The organism is Klebsiella sp. SYXHC3, from assembly GCF_057196925.1.
Genome location: NZ_JBXUNG010000004.1, coordinates 47630 through 63529 on the forward strand (window position 1 = coordinate 47630; position 15900 = coordinate 63529).

The 15900-nt window shown below is 55.6% G+C and carries 19 protein-coding genes; 15 read left to right on the forward strand and 4 right to left on the reverse strand.

Translation table 11 applies throughout. The features are described from left to right. Window positions 1-75: 75 nt before the first annotated feature. The 3 genes from AC2CGP_RS12090 to AC2CGP_RS12100 all read left to right on the forward strand — a co-directional run bounded on the left by AC2CGP_RS12090 (window position 76) and on the right by AC2CGP_RS12100 (window position 2637). A complete protein-coding gene (locus tag AC2CGP_RS12090; RefSeq protein WP_015369901.1) occupies window positions 76-942 on the forward strand; it encodes an aldo/keto reductase family oxidoreductase in 867 nt (288 codons plus the stop codon). A gap of 400 nt (window positions 943-1342) precedes the next feature. Continuing rightward, on the forward strand, window positions 1343-2047 hold the full coding sequence (locus AC2CGP_RS12095) for a flagellar brake protein (protein ID WP_015703342.1): 705 nt from the start codon (window positions 1343-1345) through the stop codon (window positions 2045-2047). Between the two features lie 5 nt (window positions 2048-2052). After that, a complete protein-coding gene (locus AC2CGP_RS12100; protein ID WP_026612222.1) occupies window positions 2053-2637 on the forward strand; it encodes a helix-turn-helix domain-containing protein in 585 nt (194 codons plus the stop codon). A 21-nt stretch (window positions 2638-2658) separates the two neighbouring features. Here AC2CGP_RS12100 and AC2CGP_RS12105 read toward each other — a convergent pair whose 3' ends face one another. Further along, the gene (locus AC2CGP_RS12105) at window positions 2659-3360 is read right to left on the reverse strand and encodes an ArsR/SmtB family transcription factor (RefSeq protein ID WP_015369898.1); all 702 of its coding nucleotides are present in this window, start codon (window positions 3358-3360) and stop codon (window positions 2659-2661) included. Window positions 3361-3381: 21 nt separating this feature from the next. Next, window positions 3382-3699 carry an antibiotic biosynthesis monooxygenase family protein gene (locus AC2CGP_RS12110; protein WP_015703344.1) on the reverse strand — a complete coding sequence of 106 codons (318 nt, stop codon included), beginning with the start codon at window positions 3697-3699 and terminating at the stop codon, window positions 3382-3384. A 369-nt stretch (window positions 3700-4068) separates the two neighbouring features. Here AC2CGP_RS12110 and AC2CGP_RS12115 point away from each other — a divergent pair, with 369 nt between their 5' ends. After that, complete coding sequence (locus AC2CGP_RS12115) at window positions 4069-4281, forward strand: YdgH/BhsA/McbA-like domain containing protein (protein WP_015369896.1); 213 nt, start codon at window positions 4069-4071, stop codon at window positions 4279-4281. 112 nt (window positions 4282-4393) lie between these two features. On the opposite strand, the gene AC2CGP_RS12120 is transcribed toward AC2CGP_RS12115, so the two are convergent. Further along, complete coding sequence (locus AC2CGP_RS12120) at window positions 4394-5260, reverse strand: EamA family transporter (protein ID WP_049052336.1); 867 nt, start codon at window positions 5258-5260, stop codon at window positions 4394-4396. A gap of 80 nt (window positions 5261-5340) precedes the next feature. On the opposite strand from AC2CGP_RS12120, the gene AC2CGP_RS12125 reads away from it, so the two are divergent. The 11 genes from AC2CGP_RS12125 to AC2CGP_RS12175 all read left to right on the forward strand — a co-directional run bounded on the left by AC2CGP_RS12125 (window position 5341) and on the right by AC2CGP_RS12175 (window position 15174). Further along, window positions 5341-5847 (forward strand): MarR family winged helix-turn-helix transcriptional regulator, encoded by a 507-nt coding sequence (locus AC2CGP_RS12125; protein WP_015369894.1) that lies wholly within the window; start codon window positions 5341-5343, stop codon window positions 5845-5847. 156 nt (window positions 5848-6003) lie between these two features. Next, window positions 6004-6480 carry a MarR family winged helix-turn-helix transcriptional regulator gene (locus tag AC2CGP_RS12130; RefSeq protein ID WP_045359492.1) on the forward strand — a complete coding sequence of 159 codons (477 nt, stop codon included), beginning with the start codon at window positions 6004-6006 and terminating at the stop codon, window positions 6478-6480. Between the two features lie 347 nt (window positions 6481-6827). Then, window positions 6828-7973 (forward strand): amidase, encoded by a 1146-nt coding sequence (locus tag AC2CGP_RS12135; protein WP_015369892.1) that lies wholly within the window; start codon window positions 6828-6830, stop codon window positions 7971-7973. A 39-nt stretch (window positions 7974-8012) separates the two neighbouring features. Then, window positions 8013-9179: an acyl-CoA dehydrogenase family protein gene (locus AC2CGP_RS12140; protein WP_015369891.1), complete on the forward strand. Its 1167-nt coding sequence runs from the start codon at window positions 8013-8015 to the stop codon at window positions 9177-9179. 17 nt (window positions 9180-9196) lie between these two features. Next, on the forward strand, window positions 9197-9709 hold the full coding sequence (locus tag AC2CGP_RS12145; protein WP_116326304.1) for a nuclear transport factor 2 family protein: 513 nt from the start codon (window positions 9197-9199) through the stop codon (window positions 9707-9709). 22 nt (window positions 9710-9731) lie between these two features. Then, the gene (locus AC2CGP_RS12150) at window positions 9732-11036 is read left to right on the forward strand and encodes an aromatic ring-hydroxylating oxygenase subunit alpha (RefSeq protein WP_116326305.1); all 1305 of its coding nucleotides are present in this window, start codon (window positions 9732-9734) and stop codon (window positions 11034-11036) included. Further along, entirely contained in the window at window positions 11036-11515 is a 480-nt protein-coding gene (locus tag AC2CGP_RS12155) for an aromatic-ring-hydroxylating dioxygenase subunit beta (RefSeq protein ID WP_021469133.1), read from the forward strand. Before AC2CGP_RS12150 ends, AC2CGP_RS12155 begins: the two co-directional genes overlap by 1 nt. Window positions 11516-11522: 7 nt before the next feature. After that, the gene (locus AC2CGP_RS12160; RefSeq protein WP_015369887.1) at window positions 11523-12263 is read left to right on the forward strand and encodes an SDR family NAD(P)-dependent oxidoreductase; all 741 of its coding nucleotides are present in this window, start codon (window positions 11523-11525) and stop codon (window positions 12261-12263) included. A gap of 24 nt (window positions 12264-12287) precedes the next feature. Further along, on the forward strand, window positions 12288-13256 hold the full coding sequence (locus AC2CGP_RS12165) for a PDR/VanB family oxidoreductase (RefSeq protein WP_032709060.1): 969 nt from the start codon (window positions 12288-12290) through the stop codon (window positions 13254-13256). Window positions 13257-13267: 11 nt separating this feature from the next. Beyond that, window positions 13268-13762, forward strand: a complete 495-nt coding sequence (locus tag AC2CGP_RS12170; RefSeq protein ID WP_015703350.1) for a flavin reductase — start codon at window positions 13268-13270, stop codon at window positions 13760-13762. Between the two features lie 131 nt (window positions 13763-13893). Next, window positions 13894-15174, forward strand: coding sequence for an MFS transporter (locus AC2CGP_RS12175; protein WP_045359475.1), 1281 nt, complete (start codon window positions 13894-13896; stop codon window positions 15172-15174). Window positions 15175-15217: 43 nt separating this feature from the next. Here AC2CGP_RS12175 and AC2CGP_RS12180 read toward each other — a convergent pair whose 3' ends face one another. Continuing rightward, on the reverse strand, window positions 15218-15739 hold the full coding sequence (locus AC2CGP_RS12180; protein ID WP_480070169.1) for a fimbrial protein: 522 nt from the start codon (window positions 15737-15739) through the stop codon (window positions 15218-15220). Window positions 15740-15900 lie beyond the last annotated feature (161 nt).

Sequence of the window (15900 nt, forward strand, 5' to 3'; positions counted from 1 at the left end):
TGCCAACATTCTCGCCCATCGCTTCTCCCTGACGGGATTACACTTACTCCTTGCCTATCATCGGAGGGAGTCATTATGTCCAGCGTAACATTATCCGGGGTCATGACCTTAGGCGACCGTCAGGTTTACCGGCTTGGATACGGCGCCATGCAGCTCGCCGGCCCCGGCGTGTTCGGGCCGCCAAAAGATCCCGACGCCGCCATTCGCGTTCTGCAAGAAGCCGTCGCCGCCGGGGTGAATCATATCGATACCTCAGATTTCTACGGCCCGCATATCACCAATCAGCTAATTCGTCAGGCGCTGCATCCCTATAGCGACGACTTGTGTATCGTCACCAAGGTCAGCGCCCGCCGCGATGAGAAAGGCAATTGGCTACCAGCGATGTCGCCGGCGGAACTCACCCAGGCCGTCGAAGATAACCTGCGTAACCTCGGCCTGGAGAGGCTGGAGGTGGTCAATCTGCGCAGCATGCTCGGCACCCACGGCCCGGTGGAGGGTTCGCTGGAGGAACCGCTAACGACCTTACTGGAACTAAAAGCCCGCGGTCTGATACGTCACATCGGTCTGAGTAACGTCACCGCCAGACAGGTTGCCGATGCGCAGAAGCTGACGCCCATCGTCTGCGTGCAAAACCAGTACAACATCGCTAACCGCGGTGACGACGCGTTAATCGACGCGCTGGCGCAGCAAAACATCGCCTACGTGCCGTTCTTCCCGCTGGGCGGTTTTACGCCGCTACAGGCGCAAGAGCTTAACGAGGTTGCCGCCATGCTCGACGCCACGCCGATGCAGGTGGCGCTGGCGTGGTTACTGCAGCGCTCGCCGAATATTTTGCTGATTCCGGGCACCTCATCGGTGGCGCATTTACGGGAAAATCTCGCCGCTGCAACGCTTACCCTCCCCGCCGGAGCACTGGCGAAGCTGGATAGCATCAGCGGTTGATGGCGTCAACTCCCCCCTTTACGGCGTTTGCCGTGAAGGGCTATCCCCTTAATATTAAGCTGGAATTAGGCCATCTCTGCTGGCACTATATATCCTACAAATCGGGTTATGCTGATTCCTCGTCGAGGAAATAACCTTATAAATTGCATTGAGTTACGTTATTTCTTAGGCCTCCTAATTGGGAGGCTGTTGTCGTTTGTATTGTTCCATGGTTTTTGTTAACACTCTTGATTACAGGAAAAAACAATATCGGCTTCGACGTTTATACAAATCAATTTGGCTACAAAGATAGTCAATATCATCGAACGTTCACAAAAACATCTGGTTAACATAATCAGTATGTCGCTATTGCTGTAAAAAAAATTAACTATGCACAGTAACGATTCAACAAGGATTACCCATGATAGAGGGAACGATAAAAACCAGTAAGTATGAAATCATTGCTATTTTCAGAGAGGAACAGAGAAAGCAAACAGAGATAGAAATTTTCTTTAATAACAAAAGCATCAGTACTCAGATTGCGCGTGTAGATTTTGCCGAATTCCATATCCAGAGCGATAGCAAAATCCCTGCGGGGAATAAATTCAAATTTATTCTGCATAGTGATTCAGGAAAGATCGAGTTCACCTCCCAGCGGCAGAAGAATTCCGCTGGCGGCGCGGAGAATAGCAATAAGGTGGCATTTGCGTTACCGGAATGCATCCAGGTTGTACAAAGACGACGAGATCCGCGATTTCGTTTACGCGATGAGAATGATTTCTTTTGTCATGGGCGCCATAAAAATGGCGAAAACTATGCTTTTGATATCAAAGATATTTCAGATGGTGGCTGCGCGCTGATTGCACCAAGTCCAAATCTGAAATTCCTTGCCAACAACTCAACGCTGAAAAACGCCATTCTGTCTCTGGCTGAATATGGCGAAATCACCGTTGATCTGATTATCAAGAACGTGGCGATGGTCACGCTGGATAGCGAAGAAAAGAGTCCGGAAAACTACTATCAGATTTCCTGCCAGTTTAAGTTCCGCCGCAGCGATGACAGGAAGAAAATAGAAAAAACGCTGATCGATTTGATTCTGGAAGCCAAGCGTAAGAAGAGAGTTTAATGCCCTTGAACAATATCTTGCTGTACACTGACGACAATATCATTGGCCAATCTATTCATGATTATCTGAGCGATATTCACCAGGATATCACCCAGGCCAGTTATCAGGACATCGTGCAAGGGGGCGTCGCGCCCCTGGCTGAGACGGTGATCTTCAATATGATCCACAAGGATATATCCGCCGCCGATACGGTCGTATTACTCAACAAACTGCGCTTTCATTTCTCGCGCTGTACACTGTTGGTATTGATGGTAAAAAGCGATATCGCCAATCTGTGCCGGGAATTAATCGATCTGGAAAACCTGTTAATCCTGACGGAAAAATCTTCTTTAGACGCATTTTCGGCAATTACCAGAACGCAGGATGAAACTCCGCAGACCCGGTATTTGCGCACGCAGCGAAAGCTGACCGCCAGAGAGCTGCAGGTACTGGAACTTATTATCGCCTGCAATAACAACAAGCGAATTGCCTCGCTGCTGAATATCGATCATAAGACGGTACACAGCCACCGCATTCACATTATGAAAAAGCTGGGAATGAATAGCTCGCAGGTGATGCATAAGCAAATCGTCAATATGAATCACTGCTGAACGGCTATCCTGTCGCCGGGTCTACAGCGCCAGGCCAAAGTGCTGACGCAGCGCTCGCTTCCCAGGCTCGCTGATTGTCACTTCGCGATAGCCCGGGACCGGCATAAACCAACCTTTTTGCACGCCCCACTGCAGCAGGGCAGCGCCCGCGGCACCGCCCAGATGAAAACGGCGCTCGCTCCAGTCAAGGCAGGCGCAGCATACTTTGCGGCGGGATCCGCTATCGCACGTAATACCTAAGCGGGCGAAATGCGCCTCCCCTGCCGCGGTAAGCGCGGTGCCATTTGCCGTGAGCCACGCTTGCTGCTGCAGAAAATCATAGATGGCGACGGCCACTTCACCCGCCAGATGATCGTAGCAGGTACGCGCCATACGCAGCGTTCCCGGCGTTCGCGTGGTCAGCGGCACTGCGCTTTTGCCCGCCATGGTCATCATATTTTCCAGCAATCCGGCGACATCGCCGCCCGCCAGCCGATAGTAGCGATGTCGCCCTTGCGCCAGGCAGATCAGTAAGCGACTGTTGACCAGACGGCTAAGGTGAGCGCTGGCGGTCGACGGCGAAATATCCGCCGCGCCGGAGAGCTCAGTCGCCGTCCATGCCCGGCCATCCATTAGCGCGCAGAGTATTTTCACTCGTGAAGGGTCAGCCATCGCCGAGGCAACCGCCGCCATCGCGACGGCCAGCGCTTCGTCATCATCAATGACAACCGCAGGGTGCAACATACTGCCTCCGCTTAATATTGGTTACGCAGAATGCGAACTCTGCATCTGGTATTCACGCAACACCTGTGCCACGCGAATCTGATAATCAGCAAAGATAGACTCCCGCCCTTCCCGCTGCGCCGCCTGATGACAAATATTGTGCTTCCAGGCTGCAACCGACTGTTCGTCCCGCCACCACGACAGCGACAAAATCTTTCCCGGCGCACTGAGGCTTTGAAAACGCTCGATGGCGATAAAGCCGTCGATGGTTTCCAGCAGCGGTTTCAATTGTGCCGCCAGCGCGAGGTATCGTTCCTGCTGCGCTGGCGTGACCTGTGCTTCAAAGAGTACCGCAATCATGGTTTTTTCCTCCAGCAATGAATGAAGCCGCACTGTAGCGCGCCGATGGTTAGCAATGCTTCGCCAGCGGGCGAAGTATCGCGGTCACAACAAGCCAAAAAACCACCAAACCATTCACACAATCAATACCAGGAGAAATTCTGTTGAGACATAAACGCGGGTCAACGGAAATTAGCACTCTCGAAGATGAGATATAACATTCTGTTTTCACAGTTTTTTTCAATAAAAATCCCATTTGCAGTCATCAAACCGTCATAAAAATGTGATCTAAATCGCACTTTTTGCAACGTACGTTATAGTTAGCAGACTTATTATAAACCCATCGAAAGCACAACGCTTTCCACCATAAAAGTTAAAAGGATAAACACCATGAAAAACGTAAAATTACTTGCTGCTGCTGGTATGCTGTCTCTGGTTTCTTTCGCAAGCTTCGCGGCTCACCCGGTGAGCGTGACCTCTGATACCCTGGACAACGCAGAAGCAAAAATCGCTGCTATCGCTAAAGATCAGGGCGCCTCTTACCACATTACCGAAGCCTATACCGGTAATCAGGTACACATGACGGCGGAACTGTCTAAATAACCGAATGGTCGCAGAGGGAGCTGCCGGACAGGTCGTCTCAGGACGGCTGGTCTGGCTCCCGCCACGTAAAAAAACACGGCAATGTCGAGCCCCTTTATGGGGCTTTTTCACGTCAACGTTTCGCCAGCGCGCGCTGAATAGAGAGCACACTCGCCAGTACCACAATAAGGCCCGCCAACGCCATCCCCTCAATTTTCTGCCCGAGAAAGATCCACCCCAGCAGCACCGCCGTCACCGGACTTAGCAGGCTCATTGCCGATACCGCCACCGGCGACAATCGTCTGATACCGCGGAACCATAAACCATAGGCCAACATCGCCCCGGCCACACACAGCCAGACATAACCTGCCGCCTGTAATGGGGTGATATTGTGCAACGGCGGGTCCACCAGCAGCGCGATGGGCAGTAACACGATCCCGCCTATCAACAATTGCCAGCCGGTCATCGCTACAACCGGCAACGATAGCGCCCAGCGCCGCGACAGCCAGGTGCCCAGCGCCATACTGACGGCGCCAAGAAAAGCGGCGCCGATACCTAACGAATCCAGCACCGTGCGCGGAGAAAGCAGCAACATCGCCATACCGATGATCCCGGCGCAGGCGGAAACCACCGCCAGCCACGGCGAACGCTGGCGATCCACGCACCAGGCCAGCAGCATCACCAGCAGCGGCTGAATCGCGCCGATCACCGCCGCCAGCCCGCCGGGCAAGCGGTAGGCGGCGATAAACAGCAGCGCCTGAAAGGCGCCGATATTTAATATTCCGGTAATGATCAGCTTCCACCACTCACCGCGCTGCGGAAACTGGCGGCTCCACAGTAACAACGCAATCCCGGCGGGCAACACGCGCAACAGCGCGGCGATAAAAGGACGGTCCGGCGGCAAGAATTGCGAAGTGACGATATAAGTGGTTCCCCAGATGGCGGGAGCCAGCGCGGTCAGCAGCAGATCGACCGCCAGATGACGAGTAAAAAAGGCCATGATTTTATCTTCATATCAAGTTAAATTGTGCAGCAAGTATGTATCGATAAATATCTTGATATCAAGACAAGTGAGCACACATGGACAAATTACCGCCAACGGATGCCGTTGACCGCATTCTCGCCCAATGGCAGCGCGAGCGCCCGGATCTGGATTGCAGCCCAATGGGGCCGATTGGCCGCCTCAAGCGCTGCGCCATGCTGCTGGAGCCGCGGGTGGAGGCGGCGTTTGTTAAACATGGGCTGGTACGTTGGGAGTTCGACATGCTGGCGACGCTGCGCCGCGCCGGCGAGCCATTCGTGCTGTCGCCGACCCAGCTCTTTTCGACACTGATGATTACCTCCGGCACGATGACCCATCGCCTCAAGGCGCTGGAAAAACGAGGGTTGATTACCCGCTTAGCAAATCCTCAGGATGCCCGCAGCATGCTGGTCGCGTTAACGCCAGAGGGACGAGCGCTGATCGATGAGGCGGTTGCCACCCACGTGGCGAATGAGCAGCAACTGCTGGCGGGGCTTTCCGCCCCCCAACTCCAGCAGTTAGACGAGGCGCTACGGGTATTTATGCGTCTGCTGGAGAATGAGTGACCTCCGGCGACAGGCGGTTGCTACGATGAACAACGCGCGGCTAACAAAGAGGCCATCTTCCCGGCATCATAGCGCATGGTTTTCGCAGTACTGCGTTTTGCAATAACCGCTAAATGCGCATACCATCTGCACATTCTATCGTCGTCAGGCAAGGAGATGCTTGTGGATAAGACTCACTCTTCGACCCCGCCAGAGAGCCACGAAAGCCGCTTTCATAAAGAAGAGTTCCCCTTCTTCTGGGTGGTTAACGTTTACGCCCGTTATACCCAATTAATGGAAATCGAGCTCAAAAAAATCGACATCGACCTTTCCCGCTTCCGCGTACTGATGCTGGTGCACCAATACCACCGCGCCAGTATTTCGCGGATCACCGAATATGCCGTTAGTAAGATGCCGACGGTGACCAAAATTGTTGGCCGTCTGCGCGATGATGGCCTGCTCACGACCCACGTTAGCGTCAGCGATGGCCGGGTCACCGAAGCGGAACTCACCGCCGCCGGTGAAGCCAAGGTTGCCGAAGCCCGGGCATTAGCGGAAACCGTGTTTGCTAAAGCCTTCAAGGGCGTCACCCCGGCGCAGGAAAAAAAGATGAATCAGGTGCTGGCGCTCATTCTGCACAACCTCGATGACTGATCCTCTGCGAAAATAACCATTTACTATAAATGGTTATTCATTTTGTTTTACCCTCCCCTGCGTTTTTCGCACACTTTTTTATCATTTTTTTAACTTATATTTTTCATTTATTTTTGTGACGCCCTTCAAGAGATTAAAATTTAAACACCAATGTTTAATGATTTAAATCAATTATTTAAAGAACAATCTCTCTTTCATAGCATCATCTTATCGTCAATTACGATGTAAAAAACAGGTAACAAATTACTTGAAATTTCAAGTTTTACTGACAAGATTACCTCAAACGCCAGCGGGTCGTTTTTTAGTCATTTCGCGCGGTAATTATCCCCCTCACGGAGATGTGAAACATGGTTACTGAACATCGTACAGAGGCAGAAAAAGCAGAATCCGGGTTTATCTCGCGCTTCACCCTTGGCGAAGGCGAGCTGACGTTTGCGGTTAAAGACAGTCTCGATATTGCCGGTTTTCCGACCCGCGCCGGCAGCCCGGTATTGCAGGATGCGCCGCCTGCCGTTCGCCATGCCGCCGTAGTCGAGGCGCTGCTGGATAACGGCTGCCAGCTGCGCGGCAAAACCACCCTGCACGAGCTGGCCTTTGGCGTCACCGGCATCAACCCGCATAGCGGTACGCCGCGCAATACGCATTATCCGCAGTTAATCCCCGGCGGTTCGTCCAGCGGCTCCGCCGCCGTGGTCGCGGCCGGTGAAGTCGACTTCGCCGTTGGCACCGACACCGGCGGCTCGGTGCGAATGCCCGCGGCCTGCTGCGGCGTGGTTGGCCTGAAGCCGAGCTTTGGCCGTCTGAGCCGCGCTGGCGTCATGCCGACGGAAAGTTCGCTCGACTGCGTCGGCCTGTTCGCCCGCGATATCGCCACATTGCGTCAGGCGCTGGCAAAAGCACTGGGGGAATCAGCGCCTCCTGCGCGCCGGGCAGCTCCCGCGATAAGTTATCTGGCGGGCACGGCAACGCCAGAAATTGAGCAACTGATCGTCTCACGTCTGCAGCAGGCGGGGCTGGCATGGACTCGCGCTGAACTACCGGGGTTCAACGAAGCGCATCAGGCCGGGCTTACGGTGATAAGCCAGGAAAACTGGCTGGCGTTTCACAGCATCATCAACGCGCCGAACCTGGCGCCGGATGTCGCCCGGCGGATCCGCGCCGGCGCGGAGATTGGCCCTCAGCAACGGCAGGCTGCGGAAAGCGTGCGTCAGCAATTTAGCGCCACGGTGGATGCCCAACTGGCGAAAACCCCGCTGATTCTGCTGCCGACCCTGCCGGAATGCCCGCCAACGCTGGAAGAAGCGGCGGATCCGCTCAAGGTGGTCAACCTGACTCGCCTGGTGCGCCCATTTAATTTAAGCGGCCACCCGGCCCTGAGCCTTCCGCTTGGCGAAATTAATCATCGCCCGGTGGCTCTGCAATTAGTCGCCAATAAAAATAAAGAGTTTGATTTACTTAATTACGCTGAATATTTGCTGGAAAAATTAAAATAATAAAACCGTACTTTCATTAACTGGAAGAGGCTAAATCGCATGTTAAACCCCTCTGCAACTTCGCGTGCGGAAAAGACCCTGCACGCCACGACAATAGAGTTTGCCGAATTACTCGCAGATATTAAAAAGCGTAGCGAGGAGTTCGAGCAGCAGAAATATATCCCGGCGGATATTATTTCCCGCTTTAAAAAGATCGGTGTTTATCGCGCGCTGGTGCCAAAACGCTACGGCGGCGATGAAATATCACCTGCGGAGTTTTGTCAGTTAATTGAAACGCTCTCAACGGCGGACGGATCTGCCGGCTGGGTGGCGAGTTTCGGCATGAATCCGTTTTATCTTGGCGGCCTGCCGCCGAGCAGTCTCGATGAGCTTTACCGCCACGGGCCGGATATTGTCTTTGCCGGCGGGATCTTCCCGCCGCAAAAAGCGACGACTCAGGATGGCGGCTACCGCGTCAGTGGGCGCTGGAGCTTCGCCAGCGGCTGCAGCGGCGCCGAACTTATCGGCGTGGGCATTCTGACCGATGACGGCAGCGATCGTCCGCTGCCGCGCATCGCGGTGCTACCCGCCGGGGAGTTCACCATCGATCCGGTCTGGAATACGGTCGGCCTCTCCGGTACCGGCAGCCATGACGTAGTGCTGAATAATGCCTTCGTGCCGCAGGAATGGACCTTTATTCGCGGCGGCGAACTTAACCTCGAAGGCCCTCTGTATCGCTATCCGGTACTGTCGCTGGCCACTCAGGTGCTGTCGGTGGTCGCACTGGGTATCGCCCGCGCGGCGTTATCGGAAATTTACGCCATTGCCGAACGCCAGAGCTCGGTCACCGGCGCGCCGTGCCTGGCGGATCGCCAATTCGCGCAGATGGAAATCGCCCACTGCGAAGCGGATCTGCGTTCGGCGCGCTGCTGGTTCTACGACGCCATCGACGATGTCTGGCAAGCGATTCTGCGCGGCGATGAACCGGGAGAAGAGCGGATTAACGCCATGCGCCTCTCTTCCACCCACATTACCCGCGTCTCTGCTTCGGTTACCACCCGCGCGCTGAAACTGGCCGGGATGCCGGGCATATCGATGCGCAGCCCGCTTCAGCGCTATGCCCGCGACTCCATGGTCATCACCCAGCACGCCTTTATGGGCGAGCTGACATACATCAACGCCGGCAATATGTTCTTCGGCCACTCGCCGCAGCCAGGCTATTTATGAGTTATACGGAGCCGGCAATGAATGAAGAAATGCTGCAACGCCTGGAAAAGCTGGAAGCCGTAGTGCAAATCCGAAACGCCATCAGCCAGTATATGCATCTCTGTGATGACCTGACGCATCCGGATACCGCCCGGCAAATTGGCGCGCTATTTAGCGAAACGGCTATTTGGGAAGGTATCGGCGAATTATATCAACACAAGCTCGGGCGCCACTGCGGCAGAGCGGCGATCGTCGGGATGATGAACGCTTATATTAGCGAGCCGTCACACTTCGCCATCAACGTACATTATTTAACGGCCGAGCATATTCGCGTCGACGAAAATAACCGCGCGGTCGGCCGCTGGAAAATGCTGCAAGCTTCAACGTTTCGCCGCGGCGGCTCGCATTTAAATAGCGCGGAGCTCGTCATTGAATTTATTAAACAAGATCAACAGTGGTTAATTCATCATTTTACCACCCGTAATTTATTTAGCCGCCCGGTAGATGACTGGCATTCGCACGCCGATTTACCGGTGCCTGATGATCATTAAAAGAGATATGTGGAGAGTGACAATGTCTGAATGTATTCCGGTAAAAAATATCGATACCAGCCATACCGCCGAAACGCTGGCGGCACTGGTGCAAAGCGACCGGGTCCATACCTGTCTCTATACTTCCGAGGAAATTTTCGACCTCGAAATCGACAACATTTTTAACCGTACCTGGGTATGGGTCGCCCACGAGAGCGAAATCCCTGACGCCGGCAGCTATAAATCCTCGATGGTGGGTACCCAACCGGTGATCGTCGTGCGCGATCGCAAAGGCAATATCAACGTGCTGCTCAACCGCTGCCGCCACCGCGCCGCCACCGTCTGCGAACATCGCAGCGGGAAAACGAACGGTTTTACCTGCCCGTATCACGGCTGGGGCTATGGCCTCGACGGCGCGCTGCGCGGGGTACCGCATCCAGAGAGCTACGGCGATACGCTGAACAAATCTGAGCTCGGCATGGTGCGCCTGCGCGTTGAAAGCTACGCCGGAATGATTTTCGCCAGCTTCAACCACGACATTGAGCCACTGACCGACTTCCTCGGCCCGGCGATGAAATGGATGGATCTGTTCATGAAACAGGGGGCTGGCTACGCGCTGCAGGCCACCACCGCGCACCGTTTTCGCTTTCCCGGCAACTGGAAAATCCAGCTGGAAAATACCACCGACGGCTATCACTTCCCGATCGTTCATAAGTCGTTTTTAAGCTCGGTCGATAAACAGACCGAAGAGATGCTCAACTTCGTCGACGGCAAAGGTTTCGTGGAAGATCTCGGCAATGGCCACAGCGTGATGGTGATGATCCCCGAGCTTATCGATCTGGAAGCCAATCTCGATGCGCCAATCCCGGAACGCTTTAGCGAGCTGGCCCAGGCCCTGCGCGAGGAAGGCCACGACGAGCAGCAGGTGCGGCGCATCGTACGCGCGGTCGGCGGTAGCGGTTTTAACCTTAACCTGTTCCCCAATGTCGCCTGTTCAATGGCCTTCTTCCGCGTGCTGCAGCCGATATCGGTAAAAGAGACGGAAATTCATCACATGGTGCTGACCATGAAAGATGGCCCGGCGATCGCCAACCAGGCGCGCCTGCGGCTGCACGAACACTTCCAGGGGCCGATGGGCTTCGGCACCCCCGATGATTCAGAGGCCTGGGAGCGGGTGCAGCGCGGCGGCGGCGCGGGCGACGATCTGTGGATCATGCTCAACCGCGGCCTGCCCGCCGAAGTCCGCACCGCCGACGGCCTGCGCAGCGACGTCAGCGCCGAAACCGGCATGCGCGCCGCCTATCAACAATGGAAAAAGTACATGACCGCTGATAACCGGGGGCAATAATGAACACATCACCTATCCTCAACGCCGCCATTCAGTTTATTAACCTGGAAGCGGACCTGCTCGATCAAGGCGAATTCCGTGAATGGCTGGCGCTGTGGCGCGCTGAGGGAATGTACATCATTCCCATCGATCAGCAGACCACCGATTTCGCCAACGTGCTCAACTACGCCTACGACAACCACGAGATGCGGGAAAAACGCGTGCAGCGTTTATACAGCGGCGAATCGATCTCCACCACACCGCGCGCGCGCACTATCCGCATGAGCGGCCGTTATCGCCTGCTCAGCGCCAGCGATGAGGTCGTCGAAGTACGCTGCGCCCAATTCCTTTACGAGTACCGCAAGGGCAATGAACAGCACTACGCCGCTGACGTCACCTGGACGCTGGCGCCGGAGGGCGACAGTTTCCGCATCCTGCAAAAGGTCGTACGCCTGATTAACGGCGACGATTACCTGCATAGCATTGGCTACATCCTGTGAGGACTTTATGACACGTAGCGTACTTATTACCGGCGCGGCCAACGGCCTCGGGCTGGTTATCAGCCGCCATCTCTGGCAACAGGGCTATCAGGTGGCGATGGCCGACCTCAATCTCGATACGGTCACCCGCAGCGCGCAGGAGATCGATCCCAGCCAGCAGCGGCTGCTGCCGCTGGCGCTGGATATTCGCCAGCCGCAACAGTTCAGCGACGCGCTGACGCAGATCCGCGCACGTTTCGGCGAACTCGATGTGCTGGTCAACAACGCCGCCTTAACCCTGACCACGCCGATCATGGAGATCGACGTAGAAGAATTCGATCGCGTCACCAGTACCAACCTGCGCGGTACCTTCGTCGGCTGCCAGACCATCGGCCGCTATTTCAGCCAGCGCCAGCAGGGCAGCATTATTAACCTCGCGTCGCTGGCCGGGCAAAACGGCGGTACCGCCTCCGGCGCCCACTATGCAGCCTCCAAGGGCGGCATTATTACGCTGACCAAAGTCTTCGCCCGCGCCCTGAGCAACGCCGGGGTGAGCGTCAACGCGATTGCGCCGGGGCCGCTGGATCTACCTTCCGTTCGCGCCGCGGTGCCGGAAGAGAAAATGCCGGCGCTGCTGGAGATGATCCCGATGAAGCGGCTTGGCGATCCGCTGCTGGTCGCCCGCGCGGTAGAACTGCTGGCGGCGCCCTCCGCCACCTTTATCACCGGCGCGACCTGGGATATCAACGGCGGCATTTATATGCGTTAAGCCCTTCGCGGGTGGAGAAAAACTATGGCTGAAACATTGACGGTACGCGTCACAGAACGCGAAATTCAGGGAGCCGAGGTGGTAGTCCTGACGCTGGCCTCGCCGGACGGCGCTCCCCTGCCCTCGTTTAGCGCCGGGGCGCATATCGATTTGCATCTTGGCGATGGCATCGTGCGCCAGTATTCGCTGTGCGGCAGCGCCCATCACCCGCAGCGTTATCGGTTGGGGATCCTCAAAGATCGCGCCTCGCGCGGCGGTTCGCTGGCGGCGCATGCTTTACAGCCCGGCGACGAGGTGCAAATTAGCCCTCCGCGCAACCTGTTCGCGCTGGAGATGTCGGCGCCTCATAGCATTCTGATCGGCGGCGGCATTGGCATCACGCCGATGCTGGCGATGGCCGATACGCTATTTCGCGCCGGGAAATCCTTCGAAGTGCATTACTGCGGCCACAGCCGTGAGGGAATGGCGTTTCTGGCCGAACTGGCGGATTGCCACTTTAGCGCTCAGGTTCAGCTGCATATCAGCGATGAAAACGGCCGGATCCGCCCTCAGGAACTCCTGACGCCTCACGCCGCCGCCGGCCACCTGTACGTTTGCGGCCCGGAGGGTTTTATGGCGTGGATTAACGAAACGGCTCAGGGATGCGGTTTCAGCGCGGAGCGGCTGCATCAGGAGTATTTCAACCGCGAGGTAGAAACCAGCGGCGGCAGCTTTGAGGTTGCGGTTCCAGAACTCAATCTGAGCGTCACCGTCGGTGAAAACGAGACCATCGTCGCCGCGCTGCAAAAGGCCGGCATCAAAGTGAAAGTCTCCTGCCAACAGGGCGTCTGCGGCACCTGCCTCGCCAACGTTTGCAGCGGCGAACCTGACCACCGCGACGAGTATTTAACCGAAGAAGAACGCGAAGATAACGACCAGATCCTGCTGTGCTGTTCGCGGGCCAAAACCCCGCGGCTGGTTATTGAAGGCTTCGAATACGTCAAACTGAAATAACGGGTATTACTATGAACCTGACATCTGATTTTCGTAATGCCATGGCGCAACTGGGCAGCGCGATCACCATCATTACCACCGATGGCCCGGCGGGCCGCTTCGGCTTTACCGCCTCGGCGGTGTGTAGCGTGACGGATTCGCCGCCGACGCTGCTGGTATGCATGAACCGCTCGTCCTTCGCACACGGCAAATTCCAGCACAACGGCGTGCTGTGCGTTAACGTGCTCTCCGGACAGCATCAGCAATTGTCCGGGATTTTCGCCAACGGCCAAATCCGCTCTGAAGAACGCTTCCTGCACGACGAATGGCTGGCGCTGGAGACCGGTTCGCCGGCGCTGGCTTCCGCCGTGGCGAACTGCGACTGCGTCATTGCCGACAGCCATGAAGTGGGCAGCCACAGCGTATTTTATTGCGAGGTCAAACAGATCCGCTTCGGCAACCCCAGCGACGGGCTGGTCTGGTTTAATCGCCAGTTCCATACCCTTAGCATGGCGTCGTGCCGTTAAGTTTCATCATAACCATAAAAACCCTGCCGACCCATCGCCCGGCGCCAGCAGGCGCCGCCTGATTCACCTGCACTGGAGTTAACCTTATGTCTGGAGCTGTGAGCGGTACAACGGTCCCCCCGGCGCAACCTATGCGCAAATTAATCATCGGGTCTTTTCTCGGCAACTCGCTGGAATGGTACGATTTTTTCCTGTATGGCACCGCGGCGGCGCTGGTCTTCGGGCCGCTGTTTTTCCCGGCCACGAATGACCCGCTGCTCGGTTCATTTTTAGCCTTTTCCGGCTTCGCCATCGGCTTTATCGCCCGCCCCCTCGGCGGCGTGATATTCGGCCATCTCGGCGATCGCTACAGTCGCAAAATGACGCTTATCATCACCCTGACGCTGATGGGCGCCAGTACGTTCTTAATTGGTCTGCTGCCAACCTACGCCCATATCGGCGTATTGGCGCCAATCGCCTTGATTACGCTGCGCTTTGTGCAGGGCGTGGCTTCCGGCGGCGAATGGGGCGGCGGGGTGTTGATGCTGAGCGAAAATGCGCCGGAAAGCCAGAAAGGGTACTACACCGCCTGGAGCCAGGTGGGGGTCTGCGGCGGGTTTGTTCTTTCTTCGCTGGCATTCTATCTGGTGCAGCTGCTGCCGCAGGAAGAGGTGATGTCGTGGGCGTGGCGTATTCCATTTTTGCTCAGCCTTTTTATCTTTCTGGTGGGCGTCTATATTCGCCGTAACATCCAGGAAAACGCGGAATTCGTGGCGCGCAAAGCAGAAAACGACAGCAAAAATGAGGCCCATCATTTACCGGTGCTCAGCGCCTTCAAAAATCATCCACGAGCGATATTACAGGCTATCGGCCTGCGGCTGGCGGAAAACGGCGCGGTGTATATCTTCTTCACGTTTTCAGTGGTCTATTGCAAACATATCGGCATCGACACCCGCGACCTGATCGCGGCGGTCACCATCGCCATGACGGTGGAGATCGCCACGATTCTCGGCTGGGGATGGCTTTCCGATCGCATTGGCCGTAAGCGGCTTTACTATATCGGCGTGATAGGCATGGCGCTGGTCGCCTTCCCCTTCTTCTGGCTGCTGAATATGCACACCTTCCCGGCGATGCTGCTCGCCATGCTGTTGGCATTGCCATTGTGTCATGGCGCGATGATTGCCGCGCAGCCGTGTCTGATGGTGGATCTGTTTCCGGTGGAGGTACGCTACACCGGGCTGGCGCTGGGGCATGAGATTGGGGCGGTGATTTCCGGTGGTATTAGCCCGATGCTGGCGGTAGCTTTTTTAATGATGTGGGATAGCTATATCCCCATTGCGCTGATGCTGCTGGCCTTTGCGCTACTGGCGCTGGTGGCGCTGATAAGTATTCGCCAGCCGCAGCCGCGACCTGAAGCGGTCGCGACCACCTAACCCAGGCATGTCGCGCGTAAAGGAAGGCGCGCGGCGCGGACGGCTAGTTATTGTTGATGACGATAATAACCCGGCTTTTAATCGTGCCGCCGCGGATATTCTCGCCATATTTCATCGGCTTGATTTGCAGATAGATCGGGTTGCTATCGCCATGTCGGGCATCCTCACTGGAGTGGTAGAGGAAACCGCTACCGTACTGGAGTTCCCCGCCCTGACTATCGAGCAGATGAAAACCGACTTCGCCGGCGCCGGTGGCGGCATCCTGCTCGTCATTCTTCAATATTTTGCTGGTGCCGGCAAAGCCGGAGGCGGCGACAAAGTAGTAATCAATTTTACCCGGCGTCAGTTCAAATACCGCCGACTCGTCCTGGCTACAATCGATATCAACACTTTCCAGGCGATATTGCGCTTTGTCTTCTTTAATATCGAAGTAGCTGTAATCGCCCATATTAATGAGGCGGTTCGGGACGTTAAAACCGCAGGTCATAATATTTACCTGCAGGGTGACGTTAAAGGTGTAATTGATGTTAACGTTATGACATTCATTATTCTTACAATATTTCAAAACTATACCGTAACGCATCTGGAAAGGCACACCGGGAGTAACACGCTGCCCGTTAGCGCTACCTTCTTTAATCTCATAGCGTATGCCGACCAAACTATTAAACATATCTGCCAAATTATATACTTGGTTTTCAACAATTTTTCCGTTTTCCAACGATTCCA